This window comes from Pseudidiomarina taiwanensis, from assembly GCF_003987435.1.
In the GTDB taxonomy this organism is placed as follows: Bacteria; Pseudomonadota; Gammaproteobacteria; order Enterobacterales; family Alteromonadaceae; genus Pseudidiomarina; species Pseudidiomarina taiwanensis.
On record NZ_PIQG01000005.1, the window covers coordinates 148294 to 167189 of the forward strand.

15 protein-coding genes and 1 other RNA gene are annotated in these 18896 nt (G+C 48.5%); 9 read left to right on the forward strand and 7 right to left on the reverse strand.

The features are described 5' to 3' along the window. Positions 1–17: 17 nt before the first annotated feature. Together tadA and CWI83_RS09900 are read right to left on the reverse strand one after the other, a co-directional pair. Positions 18–488, reverse strand: coding sequence for a tRNA adenosine(34) deaminase TadA (gene tadA / locus CWI83_RS09895; RefSeq protein WP_126828561.1), 471 nt, complete (start codon positions 486–488; stop codon positions 18–20). Positions 489–579: 91 nt separating this feature from the next. Next, positions 580–3729 (reverse strand): TonB-dependent receptor, encoded by a 3150-nt coding sequence (locus CWI83_RS09900; RefSeq protein ID WP_198677289.1) that lies wholly within the window; start codon positions 3727–3729, stop codon positions 580–582. Positions 3730–4085: 356 nt separating this feature from the next. Between CWI83_RS09900 and CWI83_RS09905 the strand changes: the two genes are divergently transcribed. The 8 genes from CWI83_RS09905 to phoU all read left to right on the forward strand — a co-directional run bounded on the left by CWI83_RS09905 (position 4086) and on the right by phoU (position 14082). Further along, entirely contained in the window at positions 4086–5282 is a 1197-nt protein-coding gene (locus CWI83_RS09905) for an endonuclease/exonuclease/phosphatase family protein (RefSeq protein ID WP_198677290.1), read from the forward strand. Positions 5283–5359: 77 nt separating this feature from the next. Beyond that, entirely contained in the window at positions 5360–6046 is a 687-nt protein-coding gene (phoB, locus tag CWI83_RS09910) for a phosphate regulon transcriptional regulator PhoB (protein ID WP_126828565.1), read from the forward strand. A 5-nt stretch (positions 6047–6051) separates the two neighbouring features. Further along, positions 6052–7353: a phosphate regulon sensor histidine kinase PhoR gene (gene phoR / locus CWI83_RS09915; RefSeq protein ID WP_126828567.1), complete on the forward strand. Its 1302-nt coding sequence runs from the start codon at positions 6052–6054 to the stop codon at positions 7351–7353. A gap of 97 nt (positions 7354–7450) precedes the next feature. After that, positions 7451–8428, forward strand: coding sequence for a PstS family phosphate ABC transporter substrate-binding protein (locus CWI83_RS09920; protein ID WP_126828569.1), 978 nt, complete (start codon positions 7451–7453; stop codon positions 8426–8428). A 145-nt stretch (positions 8429–8573) separates the two neighbouring features. After that, positions 8574–10832, forward strand: a complete 2259-nt coding sequence (locus tag CWI83_RS09925) for an ABC transporter permease subunit (protein ID WP_126828571.1) — start codon at positions 8574–8576, stop codon at positions 10830–10832. Positions 10833–10842: 10 nt separating this feature from the next. After that, complete coding sequence (gene pstA, locus CWI83_RS09930; protein ID WP_198677295.1) at positions 10843–12513, forward strand: phosphate ABC transporter permease PstA; 1671 nt, start codon at positions 10843–10845, stop codon at positions 12511–12513. Between the two features lie 18 nt (positions 12514–12531). Continuing rightward, complete coding sequence (pstB, locus tag CWI83_RS09935) at positions 12532–13350, forward strand: phosphate ABC transporter ATP-binding protein PstB (RefSeq protein WP_126828574.1); 819 nt, start codon at positions 12532–12534, stop codon at positions 13348–13350. A 12-nt stretch (positions 13351–13362) separates the two neighbouring features. Beyond that, positions 13363–14082, forward strand: coding sequence for a phosphate signaling complex protein PhoU (phoU, locus tag CWI83_RS09940; RefSeq protein WP_126828576.1), 720 nt, complete (start codon positions 13363–13365; stop codon positions 14080–14082). A 3-nt stretch (positions 14083–14085) separates the two neighbouring features. Here phoU and serA read toward each other — a convergent pair whose 3' ends face one another. The 3 genes from serA to CWI83_RS09955 form a co-directional block, all read right to left on the reverse strand. Further along, on the reverse strand, positions 14086–15327 hold the full coding sequence (gene serA / locus CWI83_RS09945) for a phosphoglycerate dehydrogenase (protein ID WP_126828578.1): 1242 nt from the start codon (positions 15325–15327) through the stop codon (positions 14086–14088). An 11-nt stretch (positions 15328–15338) separates the two neighbouring features. Continuing rightward, a complete protein-coding gene (rpiA, locus tag CWI83_RS09950; RefSeq protein WP_126828579.1) occupies positions 15339–16004 on the reverse strand; it encodes a ribose-5-phosphate isomerase RpiA in 666 nt (221 codons plus the stop codon). A 63-nt stretch (positions 16005–16067) separates the two neighbouring features. After that, on the reverse strand, positions 16068–16676 hold the full coding sequence (locus CWI83_RS09955; protein WP_126828581.1) for a 5-formyltetrahydrofolate cyclo-ligase: 609 nt from the start codon (positions 16674–16676) through the stop codon (positions 16068–16070). A 38-nt stretch (positions 16677–16714) separates the two neighbouring features. Here CWI83_RS09955 and CWI83_RS09960 point away from each other — a divergent pair, with 38 nt between their 5' ends. Next, on the forward strand, positions 16715–18286 hold the full coding sequence (locus CWI83_RS09960) for an amidohydrolase family protein (RefSeq protein WP_126828583.1): 1572 nt from the start codon (positions 16715–16717) through the stop codon (positions 18284–18286). Here CWI83_RS09960 and ssrS read toward each other — a convergent pair. After that, a non-coding RNA gene (gene ssrS, locus CWI83_RS09965) (6S RNA) lies at positions 18284–18468 on the reverse strand. The two genes, CWI83_RS09960 and ssrS, sit on opposite strands and share 3 nt — an antisense overlap. A 14-nt stretch (positions 18469–18482) precedes the next feature. Beyond that, positions 18483–18797: a cell division protein ZapA gene (locus CWI83_RS09970; protein WP_126828585.1), complete on the reverse strand. Its 315-nt coding sequence runs from the start codon at positions 18795–18797 to the stop codon at positions 18483–18485. Between the last annotated feature and the right edge of the window lie 99 nt (positions 18798–18896).

An 18896-nucleotide genomic window follows, 5' to 3' on the forward strand; every position in this document is an offset into this window, starting at 1 on the left:
CGAGCGACTTTGTCAGACTATTTTTCGGGCTTTGGCGTATTGCGCCGAGCCCGAAAAAAGCTTTTTAACTGCGCTGAAGCCTGTTCTTGGCAAACACCACTCACTACTTCCACTTTATGATTCATACAGGCGTGATTGAGCACGTCAATCGCTGAGCCTGTTGCTCCTGTGCGCGGATCAGTGGTCGCATAGATAAGCCGTTTAATACGCGCGTGGGTGATGGCTCCTGCACACATTGCACAAGGCTCGAGGGTGACATAAAGCTCAGTCTCAGGTAGTCGATAATTCTTTAGTTTTGCGCCGGCTGCTCGAATGGCCACGATCTCAGCGTGAGCGCTTGGATCATTATTTTGAATCATTTGATTGTAGCCTTCAGCGATGATTTCACCGTTGGCAACGATCACAGCGCCTACCGGCACTTCTCCGATTTGCTCTGCTTGTGCGGCGAGCTCTAAAGCTCGTTGCATAAATTTTTGATGGTCGGACATAGCTTCGTATCTAGCGAAATAGAATTGCTCATGCAGTTTAAAAAAAAAGCCCTCGCAGTGCGAGGGCTTTTCGGTATCTAAGACAGTTTGCTTAGAACTTGTATGAAACACCTACACGGATTTCCCAAAGTGATGGTGTTGTCACACGAGACTGACCATCAGGCTGGAAGAATTCGATGAATTCATACTGACCTTGAGCGTTGAGGTTTTCAGCAACTTCAACAACTGGCGCGTTCTGTGGGAAGCCAGGTTGATAGAGCACGCCCCAGTCGCTGTTCAGCATGTTACCGAGGTTCTCAATCACGAAGAAGGCTTCAGCTTTGTGGCCGTCCATGAAACCAGGAAGTTCTTGTGAAACTTTCAGGTCAAATTTGTGCCACCAGCTACCGTAGAACTCGTTACGTGGAGCAATGCCGCCAGCGTATGAGCCAAGACCAGATTGCTCAACGAATGCGAAGAATGCATCAGTGTCAAAACCTGGGTCGAAAGCTACGTTTGGATCATCGATACCAGTTGGTACGTAGAGCAATTGACGGTCACGAGCGAAATCGCCAAGAACGTCAGTACCTGCGAAGGTATAGCTAAACGGACGACCTTTATTCGCTTGGCCGAAGAGGCTGAAGCGAGTGGTGTAACCGTCGATGAACTCTTGCTCATAACCAACACGAAGAGTGAAGCGGTGTGGGATTTCATAGTTTGAAGTCGCCGCCGCAGGGTTGTTCATGTCAGCAGTTGAGTAGTTTACGAAGTTTGAGAACGCCACTGAGCTGGTCATTGGGTTCGCATCTTCAGACTTCGAGTAAGCGTACGCAAGTGACCAGTCAAGACCGAAGTCATATGCTTTGCTTACCGCGAGTGACAAGTTGAACTGGTCACCAGCATCGTTTGAGTTGGTCAACATGAAGTCAGCTTCACGACCTTCGATGCTTGAGTAAACTGGACGGCCGTCTGGGGCAGTACCAACTTGCTCTTGTGCTAAGTCAACCAAAGTCACAGCGTCTTGACGCTTAGTGAACAACACGTCACCCATGACAACGTAGCCGCTGTCGAAGGTATAGGTTGCACCTAACGCGTACTTCCACTCACTTGGGATTTCGAAGTTTGGATCCAATACGTTCACCGCACTGTCGCCGGTTGCGTTAGCAACGCCATCGAACAAGTTTTGTGGGATGTCGTAGATTGGGTTACCAGAACCAGTCAACGGAGTGTTGAAAAGGTCTGGACGTGAACGGTCTTGCAATTGGATTTGCGTGATACCATCGTTTTGATAGTTGTTCGCGATCCATACGTTCGGGTTACCACCAGAGTAAAGACCTAAACCACCACGAACTTCAAGTTCTGGAGTTGCACGCCAGTTAAAACCGAAACGTGGCTGAATCAAGCCTTCGCCATCAAAGTTTGATGCGTTGCTGAAACCGTAACGGTTTACGAAGTTAGTGTTTTCACGTGGTAAATCGCTGCTGGTATACCAGTCATAGCGAAGACCGTAAGTTAACGTCAGGTCATACTCGTATAAGTAGTATTCATCTTGCAAGTAAAGGGTATTAATTGCATAGCTGAATGCACCTGCTGCATCTTCTGCGTTGTTGGTACCTGCACCACTACCGTAGTAGATACGCGCTGGGATACCGGCTTCAAAATCATCGATTGAATCAAAGCGATATTCACCCACAGCGTGCTGTACGAACAGGTTGAAGACGTCGAGTTCTTCGCGCTCGAAACCACCAGTGATAACGTGATCACCGACGAAGTAAGTACCGGCAAACTTCATGAAGGTCGTGTCGTACTTAAGTTTGTTTGCTTGACGTGAATCGTCCGCACCTAAGTAAACTGTTGCACGCGAGTCGCTGCCGTCGTTGTCGTGATCGTTGAAAGTGGTGATTTGAACTTCACCAATGTCACGCGGGCCAACGGTTTGTTGCGTGTTGTCAACTTCAGAGTAACCAAGACGAACTTCAGTTGAGAAGTTATCAGTCCAGTCAGAGTATAACTCACCAACAAATGAAGTCAGTTCAGTACCACGGAAGTAGTAGTGGTTCGAGAACTCGTATTCACTTGGGCTAGCGTCTGAAGGACGGATGTTACCGCCATCGTTCCAGTTATAAGTAAATGCTGCACGGTGGTCAGAGTTGATCTGCCAGTCTAATTTCAGCATTAGTTTTTCATCTTCAACAGGTGAAGAAGTCAATGGAGCACCAACATCATAGCCGTAGACATCACGAGCGATTTGCGCGATACGGTCGAGTTGAGCTTGGCTTACACCATTGATACGAGTACCGGCGTTTGAATCTGCCGCACCGTATGAGAAGTTCGCAACACCTTCATATTTTTCGTATGAAGTGAAGAAGAACAATGAATCTTCGATAATCGCGCCACCTACGTTGAAGCCATAACGCTTCTCGGTGTAGTTACCGTTATCAAGTTCAGTGTCTTCAATCTTGTCACCTTTGAGTGAATCGTTGGTGTAATCGAAGAATACGCCGCCGAACAACTCGTTTTGACCAGATTTAGTTACAGCGTTGATGTTACACGCGGTGAAGCCACCGTACATGACATCAAATGGAGCCAATTCAACAGCAACCTGTTGGATTGAGTCGTAAGAGAATGGCATACGCTCGGTTGGGTAACCGTTGCTGTTCAAACCGAAGTTATCGTTTAAGCGAACACCGTCTACCGTCAAGCTGTTGTAACGCGGATGCGCGCCACCACACTGGATTGCATCACCGAAGCTTTCGTCGATGTAGACACGCGGGTCGATACGGACGATGTCTTTGATGTCACGGTTGATTGCTGGAGCGGTTTCCAAGTCACGCAAGCTAAAGTTAGAAGCAGGACCGGTACCACCGTAGTTGTTGTTCATGAGTGCGGTGCCAGTGACCGCAATACGCTCTACGTCGCTCGACTGAACCATGACTGATACGTTCGCGGTATCACCCAAGACCAGGAAGACTTCTTCTTCAGTAACATTGCCAGAAACTGGGTCAGTTACTTTAACGATGTATGGACCACCAACTGGAAGACCACGCGCTGAGAAGTTACCGTTTTCATTCGAAGTCAAGGTACGGACGGCGCCAGTACGCGTGTCAACGATTTCAACTTGAGCATTAGCGACAGTAGCACCGGCGTCAGAGGTGACCACACCACGCAAGTCAGAAGCAGTTTCTTGCGCGTAGACCGTGGCTGACATACCGATTGCGAGTGCAACTGCGGCAGCTAAGCGACTTGGTTTGCTGTTAAACATGATGTTGCTTTCCTAGGTTGTTTTAAATAAAACAGTTAAATCCTGTTAGTACAGAGCGTATTCCATTACTGTTACGATTTGATGAATCTTTCGAATCATCGGAACTTTTCGCCGCAATAGTGTTCCAAACCAATGTTACAACATGGTGACAATCACCATCACAGCACAATTTAAACAGAGCAAACTACAGCTTACTTACCCTGCTTGGGATACAGATGAAATTCAAACATCTGAGCATAGCACTGCTCGGATGTGTTTCATTTTTGTGACGTCATTTTACACAAAATCACACCAGATTGCCCATAATTCTTTTACACAATATAGTGATTATTCATCGAATTTTTAGGTCGTAACACATGATGCAAAAAATATGGATTGGAGTGTTGGCTGCAGTGAGCTTGTTGCTGCAAGGGTGTGAACCAATGAAAACAGATGAAAGTCCCGTTCGAGCGCTTCGGGTGGCAACCTTCAATGTCAGTATGGATGCTTCGAATTATTTACCCCGAGGGCAAGTCGCAAGTGAGGGAGCAACTGCTTTGGCGCAAGCTTTAGCTGAGCAACACCCGCAGATTAAAGCGATTGCTGAAATTATCCAGCACACTCGACCCGATGTATTGGTGTTGAATGAATTTGACTACATTCCACTTCAGCAAGGGCTGTCAGTGTTTTTAAAAGAGTACTTGGCGGTCAGTCAAAATGGTGAGTCACCGATTGACTATCCCTATCATTATCTCGCGCCAGTGAATACGGGTAAGCCGTCACCTTATGATCTCAACCGAGATGGTGAAACAACGGGCTATGGTAATGATGCATGGGGCTTTGGCTGGTATGAGGGCCAATATGCAATGGTAGTGCTCTCGCGTTACCCAATTACCAATGAGCGAGTTCGAACATTCCAAACATTTAAATGGAAGGACATGCCTGGGGCTCTCAGGCCGATGCTGACCGAGGTCTTACAGCCATGGTACGAGGATGCGGCTTGGGCTGAATTCCCGCTGAGTTCGAAGTCACACTGGGATGTTCCGATTAATGTCGATGGACTTGAGTTCCATCTCTTGGTGAGTCATCCAACTCCGCCGGTGTTCGATGGCCCAGAGGATCGGAATGGTCGGCGTAATCATGATGAAATTCGCTTTTGGGCTGACTATATCGAGCCAATGCGAGCTGACTACATATACGATGATCGCGGCAATTTCGGTGGTCTTGCTGAACACAGCCGGTTTGTCATTGCTGGTGATCTGAATGCTTCGTCTGAGGGCGATGGCAATATTCCGGGCACCATTGAGCAGTTGCTCGAACACCCCTTGGTTAACCCAATCGAACCGCGCAGTCGCGGTGGTCAAGAGCACACTCCAGATAACCCTTATGCCGCATCGCACACCGCCAGTTGGCGGAAGCGCGCAGATTATGTTTTGCCATCAAAGTTTGGCATTCGAGTCATTGACAGTGGTGTCTTTTGGCCCACTACAAGCGAGCCTAAGGCGCGACTTGTAAGTGACCGCGGGGCAAGCTCAGACCACAGATTAGTTTGGGCTGATTTACAACTTTATTAAGTTATTTTGGAAAAAGTCATAAAACTGTCATAATCAGGGTCGATAATCGCTGTGCATTCAAATGATAGGTGAAGCACATGTCTAGAAAAATCCTGATTGTTGAAGACGAAGCGCCCATTCGCGAAATGTTGAGCTTTGTCATGGAGCAGCATGGCTACCAAGCAGTCGAAGCGGGCGATTACGATACTGCGCTTGCTAAAGTTGTCGAGCCCTACCCAGATATGATTATCCTCGACTGGATGTTGCCTGGTGGCACGGGCGTGCAGTTGGCAAAGAAATTAAAGACGACTGAATATACCCGTAATATTCCTATCATCATGTTGACCGCGCGCGGTGAAGAAGAAGATAAAGTGAAAGGGCTAGAGGTTGGTGCTGACGATTATATGACCAAGCCTTTCTCGCCCAAGGAATTAATGGCGCGTATGCGCGCAGTATTTCGCCGGGTTGCGCCAACTGCACTCGATGAACCACTCGAAATTAGTGGCTTGCGACTGGACCCTGTTTCTCGCCGTGTGACTGCATACAACGACGAACTCGAAATGGGACCGACAGAGTTTAAATTACTGCATTTCTTTATGACCCACACTGAACGAGTTTATAGTCGTGAACAATTACTCGACCATGTCTGGGGCACCAACGTGTATGTTGAGGACCGAACGGTCGACGTTCACATTCGTCGCTTGCGCAAAGCCTTGGCATTGCATGACCATGACCGTTTGGTGCAAACTGTCCGCGGAGTCGGCTATCGTTTCTCGGCGCGTTAACCTATATGGATAAAAAATATTCGGTTTGGTTTATAGTTAGCGGTTTCTTGTGGTTTGTTATCCCACTGGGACTGTTGGGCTTTTTGCTGGATATTTTTTGGCCGCTACTAGCGCTCGGTTTATTAGGCGCGCTTGCTTGGCACTATTACTTTCAATACAAACTTGTCGATTGGTTGTGGCATCAACGCACGCTCTTACCGCCAACAGCTCCGGGCAGTTGGAGTTACATTTATGATGGGATTTATCGCACGCAACGGCGCAGTCAGCAACGTCGCCGCGCGCTAGCGAAACTGCTGCGGCGTTTTCGAGAAGCTGCCGAAGCCATCCCGGATGCCGCGATTGTGTTTCGAAAAGACGGTGGCTTAATTTGGTGTAACAAGCTTGGGCAATTTTATTTTGGGCTCAAATGGCCAGCCGATACCGGCATTCGTCTACCTAACTTAATTCGCCAACCGGAATTTATCGAATATTTGCAACGCAACGATTTTCGTCAAAGTCTTCTTTTGAATTCGCCGGTACGAGAAGACATTATTCTGGAAGTGCGGATCATTCCATATAGCGATGATCAATATTTAATGATGGCGCGCGATGTCACGCAGATACAGCAATTAGAGCAAATGCGTAAAGACTTTGTCGCCGATGTCTCGCATGAGCTAAAAACGCCTTTGACGGTTTTACAAGGTTACCTCGAAATGCTGTCAGACCCCGCTGCGCTGCCCCCCAAAATGCTTGAAAAGGCAGTTCGTGATATGCATGCGCAAAGCAATCGGATGCGTGACTTGGTTGAACAGCTGCTAGCGATGTCGAAGCTTGACGTGGCACCGCGCGATATTTTTGAACAGCAAGTTGATGTACCCGCGATTTTGCATGCGATTGAGAAGGATGTCGTTAACTTAAATAACGATAAAGAGCATCAGATCGAATTTGAAATCGGCTCCGCAAAAATGTTCGGTCTAGCCGATGAGCTGCGCAGTGTGTTTGTCAACCTGATCACCAACGCAATCCGCTACACGCCTGCAGGTGGCAAGATTACAGTGCGCTGGGCGAGACGATACAATCATTATATTTTTAGCGTCACTGATAATGGTCCGGGTATTGCAGCTGAGCACATCCCGCTGTTAACAGAACGCTTCTATCGCATCGATAAAGATCGGAATAGTGCGACCGGTGGCTCAGGATTGGGGCTAGCGATCGTGCAACAGGCGCTCGAGCACCACCATTGTAAATTACAAATCGACAGTATTCTCGGCCAAGGTTCGAGCTTCTCATTTCGGGTTCCCGAAGAACTTTTACTCGAAAATCAATAAAAGTTTCATATTGTCATTAAATTGTCACATTGCTTTCTTAAACTAGCTTCAACAACTTCAAGCTGGCCTGCCAGCATTCATCTAGAGTGGAGTGATTATGAAACTCAAAAGTGTAATTTTAGCAATGGGAACCGCATCTATCGTAGCTTTTGCTGGTGCGGCTAATGCACAAAAAGCAACTGACGACCTGCCAGAGTATGAAAAGGTCAGTGGTCTTTCTGGCAATTTGTCATCTGTTGGTTCTGATACGCTTGCCAATAAAATGACGTTTTGGGCGGAAGAATTTAAGCGCCTTTATCCAAACGTAAATATTCAAATTCAAGCGGCGGGTTCATCAACTGCGCCACCAGCTTTGACTGAAGGAACTTCAAACTTCGGACCAATGAGCCGAGCAATGAAGTCGAAAGAAATCGAAGCTTTTGAAAAGCGTCATGGTTACAAGCCGACTCCGGTTCGGGTTGCTATCGATGCATTGGCTGTGTTTGTTCACAAAGACAACCCAATTGAAGGGATGACGATTCCTCAAGTTGATGCGGTGTTCTCAAATACCCGCCTTTGTGGAGCAACTGAAGAAGTGCAGCGTTGGAGCGATCTTGGTTTGACGGGTAGCTGGGAAAATCGGGATTTACAACTTTATGGCCGTAACTCAGTGTCTGGGACTTACGGATATTTCAAGCAAATCGCATTGTGTGATGGTGATTTCCGTCCGAATGTGAACGAGCAGCCGGGTTCTGCATCTGTGGTTCAGTCTGTTTCAACCTCACTGAACGCGATTGGTTACTCAGGTATCGGTTATTTGACCTCAGGCGTTAAAACTGTACCACTTGCCCTCGAGGAAGGCGCTGAGTATTACGATGCAACGACTGAGAACGCTTTATCAGGTAACTACCCGTTGGCTCGTTTCCTCTACGTTTATGTCAACAAGCATCCAAATAAGCCATTAGATCCAGCAACTGCGGAATTCTTGAAGATGGTTTTATCTAAAACCGGCCAGGAAATCGTCGCCAAAGATGGTTATATTCCATTGCCGCGAATTGTTGTTGAACAAGAACTTGAGCGTCTCGGTTTAAACTAAACTTTAGCGCTCTAATAAAGCCGGCCCGAGGGTCGGCTTTGCTGTTTATGACAGATATATTTCAGCATTATGACAGCGCTGTAACAATACTGTCATATTTCTCGATTATACTTTGTGATTATCGATAATGGCCAAGAGAGGATTTATGGCGGTTCAGTCACCTACAGCATTAGGGGCAAGCAGTAAACGCTTAGTCAAAGATCGGCTTGCGCGCTGGGGAGTTACCACCGGAGGGGTCGCAGTGTTGGTCGCCCTCTTGCTTATCTTTTTCTATCTACTCTATGTCGTTGAGCCAATTTTCCGTGGCGTTGAGTTAGAACAGCAGCGTCAATTTAGTGTCCCCGGAACTGGCCAAACCGTCGCTTTGGGAATGGAAGAACAATCAGAGATTGGCTATCGCTTTTCTGATACCGGCGAATTGACCTATTTTGCCTTACTGCCAAAACCCCACATGCAGGCTCAAACAGGTCAAGTGCTGCTGCAGCAACAGCTCACTGAGGTTAAGCCAACTGCTTTTACTCAGACCCAACCGCAAAACAATCGTTTCGCTTATGCTTTGCCAGGTGGCAAGGTGCAACTTGTCGAAGCAAAGTTTAAAACCCGGTTCGAAAATGGTCAGCGCTTTACTGAGCCACGGATCAATCTCGTTAACGATGGCGAACTGATCCAAGTTGACCCCGCTGAACAAGATCTCGTCCAACTAGCTTACGAATATGATGGTGATGCGATGCTGTTTGCCGCGGTCACTGACAGTGGTCGTATCATCGTCAATGCTTTTACCGCATCACGTAATTTTTTGACGGGTCAAGTCAGCTTAAAATCAAAGTTTAGTGAGCTTGAATTATCAGGGCCAGTGAAAGCACTAAGCGTGACCCCTGACCTGCGCCAGGTCCTCGTTCTGCAGCCTAGCCGTCTGGCGATTTTTGATGTATCGCGCAGTGGCGTGGTAACCGAGCGTCAAGTCCTTGCGCTGGACAAACGTCGCTTCGCAGAGGTGACCAGCATGCAGTTATTGGCAGGTGCGAGCTCTATCATGCTCGGCCATGCTGACGGCAGAATTACCCAATGGTTTGAAGTAACAACCGATGAAGGGCGGCGATATCGCTATATTCGCGACTTCCAAACCGCGCCAAAGGCCGCTGCGAATGCAGTTATCGATATTGTGCCCGAGTACTTCCGCAGAACCTTTTATAGTATTTCTGCTCAGGGTGAATTGGGAGTGTTTCACACCACATCAGAGGCCGATTTATACTTTGCCAAAACTGCTGGCGTGAGCGCTGAACGTGCCGTGGTTGATCCTCGCGCAAATACGTTACTGGTTGAAAGCGGCGATCAGTTACACGTCTTTAGTCTCGATAACGAGCACCCAGAGGTGACGTGGAGCGGATTGTGGCAAGAAGTATGGTACGAGGGCTATCCAGAACCGCAATATGTCTGGCAGTCCACTTCAGGTTCAGATGACTTTGAACCTAAGTTTAGCTTAGTACCGATTTCATTCGGGACCATCAAAGCAGCCGCGTACGCTATGCTCTTTGCCGTCCCAATCGGCTTGGCCGCAGCGATTTATACGGCTTATTTCATGTCAGCTCCGGTCCGTAAGATTGTCAAACCAACCGTTGAAATCATGGAGGCATTACCAACCGTTATCCTTGGTTTCTTGGCGGGACTCTGGTTGGCGCCCATTGCGGAAACCCATTTACCCGGCATTATTGCAACGATTCTGCTCGTTCCTGCCGCGATCATTTTGTTCGCTTTGATCAGCAGCAAGTTGCCAAAGCAGGTGCGCAATTACCTCAGCGATGGGCGCGCCGCGCTTGTCTTGATTCCGTTAGTTGTTTTAGTCGGTTATTTCGCATTTTCAATGTCACCGTTGGTTGAACAATGGTTATTTGATGGCAATGTCCGTCAGTACTTGACCAATGAGCTTGGCATTACCTTTGACCAGCGGAACTCGCTTGTTGTCGGCATTGCGATGGGCTTCGCTGTCATTCCGACTATTTTCTCGATTGCAGAGGATGCGGTATTTAGCGTGCCGAAGCACTTGTCGAATGGTTCCTTGGCACTTGGTGCAACCCCTTGGCAAACCCTCAGCCGCGTGGTGTTACTGACCGCCAGCCCGGGTATTTTCTCAGCCGTGATGATGGGGTTAGGGCGCGCCGTTGGTGAGACCATGATCGTGCTTATGGCAACTGGGAATACCCCGATTATGGATTGGAATATCTTTGAGGGAATGCGCACCTTGTCCGCCAACATTGCGGTTGAGATGCCGGAATCAGAAGTCGGTAGCTCGCATTATCGGATTCTTTTCTTGGCAGCATTTGTATTGTTTGTTTTCACCTTCGCGTTTAACACTTTGGCCGAATTAGTTCGCCAACGTCTGCGCGACAAGTACAGCTCGATGTAAGTGAGAAGGTCTGATGAAAGATTGGTTTAAAACAGGTCGCCCTTGGATTTGGCTCACAGCTGGCGCAGTAAGTGTTAGCTTGATTGCAGTACTTGGTTTGCTCGCATTAATTGCTTGGCGTGGCTTATCCTTTTTCTGGCCAGCAGAAATCCACGAGATTCAAGTACAGGCTTCTGATGGCTCTACCAAGACCGTCATCGGTGAGCTTTACGATACCGAAGAGGTGCCGATGGAGCGCCTCGCAGAATCAGGTATTGTGCTTGAAAATTACAGTGAAGAAACGCTCGAACGTTGGTTATTGAAAGTTGGTAACCGTGAATACGTGCCGCTCGATTTTATGTGGATCATGGAGCCGCAAATCGTGGCTGACGCAAAACCACTCGATGTCGCCAAAATTGAGCGCTCTAAAAATGGCAATTTTTACGGTTATATCACGGACGTTCTCGAGCAGGGGGAATCTGTATTTAATAGCTCGCCTGAGCAGAGCGAATTACGTGAAGAATTAGCGCAGCGAATTGAGCGGGTGTTGGATATTAATGATCAAGCCGAAGATCTGCAAAATAGTGAAATCGGTGCGATCAACTATCGCCTCAATCAGCTCCGTCTAGAGCGTCGGGCGCTCGCATTAAAAGAGCAATTGACAGATAGCGAAGAACAGCGAATTGCTGCCGAAGAGGCGCAGTTACGCGCTGATTATAAGGTGCTTGAAGAAGAGCTTTTCGCGATGCGCGAAGAAGCGAGTCGCGACAGTATTGTGGTGCGCGATATGCGTGGAATGGATGTGACAATCCCCATGTATCGGGTGCTTGATGTCACCTTCCCGAACGACATGGGGGCTATCGCCAAAGTAGGCTACTTCTTCTCGCAAATTGGCAATTTCGTCAGCGAAAACCCACGTGAAGCAAATACTGAAGGCGGTGTTTTCCCAGCCATATTCGGGACCGTATTTATGGTCCTGTTGATGTCTGTTATCGTCACTCCGTTTGGTGTGGTTGCTGCCATCTATCTACATGAATATGCAGGCAAAAACCCGGTCACGCGGCTGATTCGGATCGCGGTGATCAACCTCGCTGGGGTGCCCTCGATTGTTTATGGTGTATTTGGTCTTGGCTTCTTCGTCTACATGGTGGGTGGCTCACTTGACCAGATTTTCTATCCAGAGGCCCTGCCGAGCCCGACCTTTGGCACGCCGGGGGTGATGTGGTCAGCGATTACCTTGGCAATTTTAACTTTGCCAGTGGTGATTGTCTCAACTGAAGAAGGTTTGTCGCGGATCCCGAGTAGCTTGCGTGAAGGTAGCCTTGCGTTAGGTGCGACGAAAGCGGAAACCTTGTGGCGTATCATCATCCCAATGGCGTCTCCAGCTATTATGACCGGACTTATTTTGGCGGTCGCACGGGCAGCGGGTGAGGTGGCACCTTTGATGCTGGTTGGGGTAGTGAAATCAGCACCAATGTTGCCGGTTGATGGAAACTTCCCGTATTTCCACCTCGACCGTAAGTTTATGCACTTAGGTTTCCATATTTATGATGTGGGCTTCCAAAGCCCGAATGTCGAGGCGGCCAGACCTTTGGTTTACGCAACCTCATTCTTACTGGTGACAGTAATTGTTGGGTTAAACTTAACCGCAATTAGTGTTCGTAACCATTTACGTGAAAAGTATCGCTCGCTTGAGCATTAATCGTCAGAAGGTACTGTTATGATTTCGGTAACTCCAAGCAACGCACAAACGGAAGCGTTAGATTTAGAAAACTTGAGCGCTGAGCAAACAGCGCTGGAGATCCGTGACCTGAACTTACATTATGGCGAAGCTCAGGCGCTCTATAATATCGATATGACGATTCCAAAGAATCGTGTCACCGCGTTTATCGGTCCGTCAGGTTGCGGTAAGTCGACCTTACTGCGCTGTATCAACCGGATGAATGATCTTGTCGATATTTGTAAAGTGAATGGTGAAATTCGCTTACACGATAAGAATATTTATGACAAAGATGTGGATGTAGCTGAACTACGTCGCCGCATCGGCATGGTGTTCCAGCGTCCGAACCCGTTCCCTAAGTCAATCTACGAAAACGTTGTGTACGGGCTGCGGTTACAAGGTATAAATGACCGCCGTCGTCTCGATGAAATCGTTGAACGCTCACTGAAAGGTGCGGCCTTGTGGGATGAGGTTAAAGATCGCTTGAATGAGAGTGCGTTTGGACTTTCTGGTGGTCAGCAGCAACGTTTGGTGATTGCGCGAGCCATTGCAATTGAGCCGGAAATTCTGCTACTCGATGAACCGACCTCAGCTTTGGATCCGATTTCAACCCTCACCATTGAAGAGTTGATTACCGAGCTGAAAGAGCAATTTACTGTTGTCATCGTAACCCATAACATGCAGCAAGCAGCTCGAGTCTCTGATCAGACCGCTTTCATGTATATGGGCAAATTGATTGAATACGCCGACACCAACACGCTGTTTACCACCCCGGGTAAAAAGCAAACTGAAGATTACATTACTGGCCGCTACGGTTAAGAGGATTAGAGCATGGACAATATCAATGTCAGCCGCCATATTTCTGGCAAATTTAATGAAGAGCTCGAGGCGGTCCGTAACCAAGTTTTGAATATGGGCGGGCTAGTTGAGCAGCAGCTTCGTGATGCTTTACACGCCATTGAAAAACACGATCAGGAACTTGCCCAACAAGTGCTTGAGCGTGATTACAAAATTAATGCGTTAGAAGTTCAAATCGATGAAGCGTGTGTGCAAATTATTGCTAAGCGTCAACCGGCAGCAAGTGATTTGCGCTTAATTATCTCAATTTTCAAAACCATTGCTGATTTAGAGCGAATTGGGGATGAAATTGAGCGCATTGCTAAGGTCGCACTTGAAAGCTTTAACAACGACCATCAGCAATTTCTAATTAGTCTTGAGAATTTGGGGCAACAGGTTTTGTCGATGTTGCATGGCGTCCTTGATGCCTTTGCGCGGATGGATCTCGATGCTGCTTACGATGTCCATCAGATGGATGCGCAGGCAGATCGTCAGTATGAAGCCGTTACTCGGCAGCTGATGACCTATATGATGGAAGATCCGCGCGGCATTCCAAAAGTGATGAATGTGCTTTGGTCTGCACGTTCACTCGAGCGGATTGGCGATCGTTGTCAGAATATCGCGGAGTACATTATTTTCTTTGTTAAAGGCAAAGACGTACGGCACGTTTCACCAGAGTCGATGGAACGCACCGTGCGTGGGAAGCGCGACTAACGCTTAATACAAGACCCGGGCGCGAATTGTGCCCGGAATTGTTCTGAGTTGAGCGAGCAATTCATCTGCTTGCTCACCTTGATCTTGCACTTCAATATCAATCACCACATAACCTACTTTCGAGTCGGTCTGTAGATACTGTCCGGCAACGTTAAGATGTGCATCTGCCATAATTTGGTTAATTTGGGTCAACATCCCTGGCCGGTTTTCGTGAATATGCAGTAAGCGTCGCGTGCCGGCATGCGATGGCAGCGAGACTTCAGGGAAGTTCACCGCTGAAAGGGTTGAGCCGTTATCAGAGTAATGGACTAACTTACCCGCAACTTCGACGCCAATGTTGGCTTGTGCCTCTTGGGTCGAGCCACCGATATGAGGGGTTAAGATACAGCTGTCAATGCCACGCAACGGCGACAGAAACTCTTCGTTGTTGCTCTTCGGCTCGAGCGGGAAGACGTCAATCGCTGCACCCGCCAAATGTTCTGATTTAAGCGCGCTCGCCAGTGCCTCAATATCGACAACGGTGCCGCGCGAAGCGTTAATAAGAACACTTCCTGGTTTCATGACAGCTAATTCGCTCGCGCTGATCATCCATTGTGTTTGTGGTGTCTCAGGTACGTGTAAGGTGACCACATCTGCACTTTGTAGGAGCTCGTTGAGGCTACGAACTTGGAGGGCGTTGCCTAAACTTAGCTTGGTCTCAATATCATAGTAACGAACCTGCATGCCAAGTTGCTCGGCCAAGATACTCAGTTGTGAGCCAATATGGCCATAGCCAATAATGCCGAGAATTTTGCCGCGGGCCTCATAGGATCCGGCTGCAGATTTTTGCCAATCACCGCGATGACAACCAGCGCTGCGCTCCGGAATGCGGCGCAGTAACATGATAATTTCTGCAAGAACTAACTCGGCAACACTACGGGTATTCGAGAAGGGCGCGTTAAAGACGACCACACCATGTCGCTTCGCCGCTTCTAAATCAACCTGGTTGGTACCGATACAGAAGCAGCCAACTGCTGCCAGCTTCTGTGCTGCAGCAAAAACTTTCTCTGTGAGCTGGGTACGTGAACGAATCCCAAGAAAGTGAACATCTTGGATGCGCTCACATAATTCCTCTTCGCTCAGAGAGGTTTTTAACCACTCAATAGACACATAGCCATGCTGTTTAAATACTTCAACAGCACTGTCGTGGACACCTTCAAGTAACAGTACTTTAATTTTATCTTTTGCCAGTGATACAGCCGCCATTTCACTTCCCCCTAAAGAGTTAACTCTTGCACACCTTGGGCAGTTGCGATCAAGGCAACGTCCGCATTCCGCGCGGCGAATAGGCCATTAGTCACAACCCCAACAATATTGTTTAGCTGGCGCTCGAGCTCAATCGGATCAAGGATATCGAAATTATGAACATCAAGGATAAGATTGCCATTATCGGTGACAAAACCTTGGCGCCATTCAGGATCGCCGCCAAGTTTGACGATTTCACGGGCAACATATGAGCGTGCCATCGGAATCACCTCAACTGGAATAGGAAATCCTCCGAGGCGACCGACTTGTTTGCTCTCATCGGCGATACAAATAAATTTATCAGCAACTGCGGCAATGATTTTTTCACGGGTCAAAGCGCCGCCGCCGCCCTTGGTCATGTGGAAATGCTTATCGATTTCGTCGGCACCATCAATGTAAACAGGGAGGTCACGAACATTATTCAGTTCAATCACCTCGATACCGTGCTGTTTTAGTCGTACTGTGGAGGCTTCTGAACTCGAGACCGCAGCTTCAATATCCTGTTTCATTGTTGCTAAAGCATCGATGAAATAATTGACGGTGGAGCCTGTACCCACCCCGACGACAGTGCCGGGCTGGACGAATTTGAGGGCTGCCTGAGCCGCTTCTTGTTTGAGTTTATCTTGTGCAGACGACATTAACTTTGGCCATGTTCATGAAGTGAGAAAGGTTGCGTTCGATTCACCTGTGAGTATAGCGATTTAACTGCGAAAATCCCATATTTTTGCAGGAGTAATCACCATGTTTAAGGGGACATCCCAAGGTTCTGTTGGAAGCTGCTCAAGCTGTTGACAATCGAAAGCCAAGCCGATGGTCAGTAACTTCGGGTAGCGACCAGCACGGTGCGCCGCCAGCGTTCGATCATAAAAGCCACCACCCATCCCCATCCGGTTACCCTGCTGGTCAAAGCCAACTAAGGGAACCAATAAGATATCGAGATGATCGAGTGGGATGATATCAGGACTCGCTAATCTCGGCTCCGGGATTCCGAACGAATTGGCGTGCCATATCGTCTTTTCGGTAACCTGCAAAAAGAGTAAGTGGTTGCTTACAACTGGATGCAAACGCGGCAGGGCGAGCTGTTTTTCGCGTTGTAAATGTTGGTTTAATTCGGCGGTGGGTAATTCAGCGCGGACACTATGATAGCTGCCAATCGTTTGTGCTTGTTGAAACTCTGTCAGCGCATGTAAATGCTCACTTACTTTATGTGCAGCACGTTCACGCTCCGCTTCTGTCAACTGTCCACGGTATGACAAAAGCAATCGCCGTAATTGCTGTCGTTCAGTTGCACTGCTATGCTCATGCATCATTTTATTTCTCGAACTAATTATCAACGAGGGCGCTGATTATGTTGACTCACCCACTTAGCAAATGGCTACTAGCTGGATTGGCTCTTTGGGTCAGTGTAGCAACGATTGCCGCTCCACCGAAAGCCCCATTGCGCAGTGACGAGGGACAAGGTCCGTATGCGCGCCTGATTCTCCGCGGTGGCACGCTTATCAATGGTGAGGGGGCTCCAGCAGTTGGGCCGGTTGATATTGTGATTGAGAACGATCGAATTGTGAATGTGGTGAGTGTGGGTCATCCGGGAGTGCCGATTAAACCGGCAGGACGTCCAGTAGCGCAACCCGGTGATCAAGAACTCGATGTCAGTGGCCATTATATTCTGCCTGGTTTCGTCGATATGCATGGTCATATCGGTGGCTCTGCTGACAACATTCCAGCCGAATATGTGCTGAAATTATGGCTTGCTCATGGGATTACTACAGTCCGTGAACCGGGTAGTTTTAATGGTCTAGGTTGGGTGCAGTGGCATCAACAGCGGGCTGAAGACAACCGTATTGTCTCGCCGCGGATTATTCCTTACGTTGGCTTTGGGATGGGCAGTGAGGAACCGATATTCACTGCTGAGCAGGCTCGCGACTGGGTGCGCGAAGTCAAACGCAAAGGGGCGGCAGGCATCAAGTTTTTTGGTGCAACACCACGGGTTATGGCCGCAGCACTTGATGAAGCCAACAAGCAACAGCTTGGTACCATGATGCATCACGCCCAGCTAAACGTGGTGCGGACCAATGTACTCGATTCTGCTCGACAGGGCTTAACCACCATGGAGCATTGGTATGGATTGCCCGAGGCGCTATTTGACGGCCAGGTGATCCAAGATTATCCAGCCCACTACAACTATAACAATGAACAAGATCGGTTTGCTGAAGCAGGGCGTTTATGGCAACAAGCCGCTAAGCCGGGTAGTGCCAAGTGGAATGCCGTTCGCGATGAATTGATTGCACTGGATTTTACCATCAACCCAACTTTGACCATCTATGAAGCGAGTCGCGACCTGATGCGTGAACGCCAAGCGATATGGCATCAAGAGTACACTTTGCCAACATTATGGGATTTCTTTACCCCAAGTCGCTATGCCCATGGGTCATATTGGTTCGATTGGACCACGGATAACGAAATCGCTTGGCGTAAAAACTATCAGCTATGGATGGCATTCTTGAACGACTATAAAAATCACGGCGGTCGTGTCACTACAGGTTCGGATGCAGGTTATATCTACAAAGTTTACGGATTCGCCTTTATTCGCGAACTCGAGTTGTTGCGTGAGGCCGGCTTTAATGCGCTCGAGGTCGTGCAAGCGGCAACGCTGAACGGCGCTGAGGCGCTTGGCTTAGATCATGAAATTGGCTCAGTGGTGCCGGGCAAAAAGGCCGATTTAGTCATCGTCGCAGAAAACCCGCTGGCGAACTTCAAGGTGCTCTACGGCACAGGGCATTATCGCCTAAACGAACAAAATCAGCCCTATCGGACTGAGGGAATTCGTTACACCATCAAAGATGGCATTATTTATGATGCCCAACAGTTACTCGAGGATGTTCGCGCAATCGTGGCGCGCGCAAAGAAAGAAGAAGGGTGACCACCCAAAATGCCGCCGCAGTGCTGTTGCCCTTGAACCCTTTGGTTCAAGGCGGGGCGCAAATACACGACCGTAGGCTTCTCGATACATGTCGAGCTTGCACAATAGTCGCTCAGTGAACCCCTTATTAAAAAAGCATCGGCTCAGGGACATTAGCGTGCTAGCAAACATTCCAGGCGATCATTGTTACGCGCAGCTAGCGTGAAGGGCGCTGCTCCGCAGTTACTTGTTCCAAGGTCTCTTGCAATAACGTTAACTTATCTTCCAGTTCAGCAATTCGCTGCTGCTGTTGCAGCGCTTGCTGATGGCTCTCGTGGCATAAGTTGAGTGCCGCCATCACCGCAATCTGCTCAGGATGAGTAAGCTTAGTTGCAGTTCGAATTTGCTCGAGCTTGCCATTTAAGCGATCGGCAGCTTGCTGCAACGCAACTTCTTGGCCAGCAGGGCAGCTGACTTTGTACTGCCGTTGCATCAAATTGATTTCCATCATTTTTGCATTATTGCTGCTCATCACTCGTTCCTTTCAGAGCTCCTCGTTACTGCTCTATTATGCCATGCCTCGACAGGACTTGTCAGCTAGCTTGCGACTGAAGCAAGTGATAGCATTAGA

What these genes read in the sequence shown, in the direction of transcription:
- tadA (WP_126828561.1), bottom strand. Translation starts at nt 488, where the DNA reads ATGTCCGACCATCAAAAATTTATGCAACGAGCTTTAGAGCTCGCCGCA.
- CWI83_RS09900 (WP_198677289.1), bottom strand. Translation starts at nt 3,729, where the DNA reads ATGTTTAACAGCAAACCAAGTCGCTTAGCTGCCGCAGTTGCACTCGCA.
- CWI83_RS09905 (WP_198677290.1), top strand. Translation starts at nt 4,086, where the DNA reads ATGATGCAAAAAATATGGATTGGAGTGTTGGCTGCAGTGAGCTTGTTG.
- phoB (WP_126828565.1), top strand. Translation starts at nt 5,360, where the DNA reads ATGTCTAGAAAAATCCTGATTGTTGAAGACGAAGCGCCCATTCGCGAA.
- phoR (WP_126828567.1), top strand. Translation starts at nt 6,052, where the DNA reads ATGGATAAAAAATATTCGGTTTGGTTTATAGTTAGCGGTTTCTTGTGG.
- CWI83_RS09920 (WP_126828569.1), top strand. Translation starts at nt 7,451, where the DNA reads ATGAAACTCAAAAGTGTAATTTTAGCAATGGGAACCGCATCTATCGTA.
- CWI83_RS09925 (WP_126828571.1), top strand. Translation starts at nt 8,574, where the DNA reads ATGGCGGTTCAGTCACCTACAGCATTAGGGGCAAGCAGTAAACGCTTA.
- pstB (WP_126828574.1), top strand. Translation starts at nt 12,532, where the DNA reads ATGATTTCGGTAACTCCAAGCAACGCACAAACGGAAGCGTTAGATTTA.
- phoU (WP_126828576.1), top strand. Translation starts at nt 13,363, where the DNA reads ATGGACAATATCAATGTCAGCCGCCATATTTCTGGCAAATTTAATGAA.
- serA (WP_126828578.1), bottom strand. Translation starts at nt 15,327, where the DNA reads ATGGCGGCTGTATCACTGGCAAAAGATAAAATTAAAGTACTGTTACTT.
- rpiA (WP_126828579.1), bottom strand. Translation starts at nt 16,004, where the DNA reads ATGTCGTCTGCACAAGATAAACTCAAACAAGAAGCGGCTCAGGCAGCC.
- CWI83_RS09955 (WP_126828581.1), bottom strand. Translation starts at nt 16,676, where the DNA reads ATGATGCATGAGCATAGCAGTGCAACTGAACGACAGCAATTACGGCGA.
- CWI83_RS09960 (WP_126828583.1), top strand. Translation starts at nt 16,715, where the DNA reads ATGTTGACTCACCCACTTAGCAAATGGCTACTAGCTGGATTGGCTCTT.
- CWI83_RS09970 (WP_126828585.1), bottom strand. Translation starts at nt 18,797, where the DNA reads ATGAGCAGCAATAATGCAAAAATGATGGAAATCAATTTGATGCAACGG.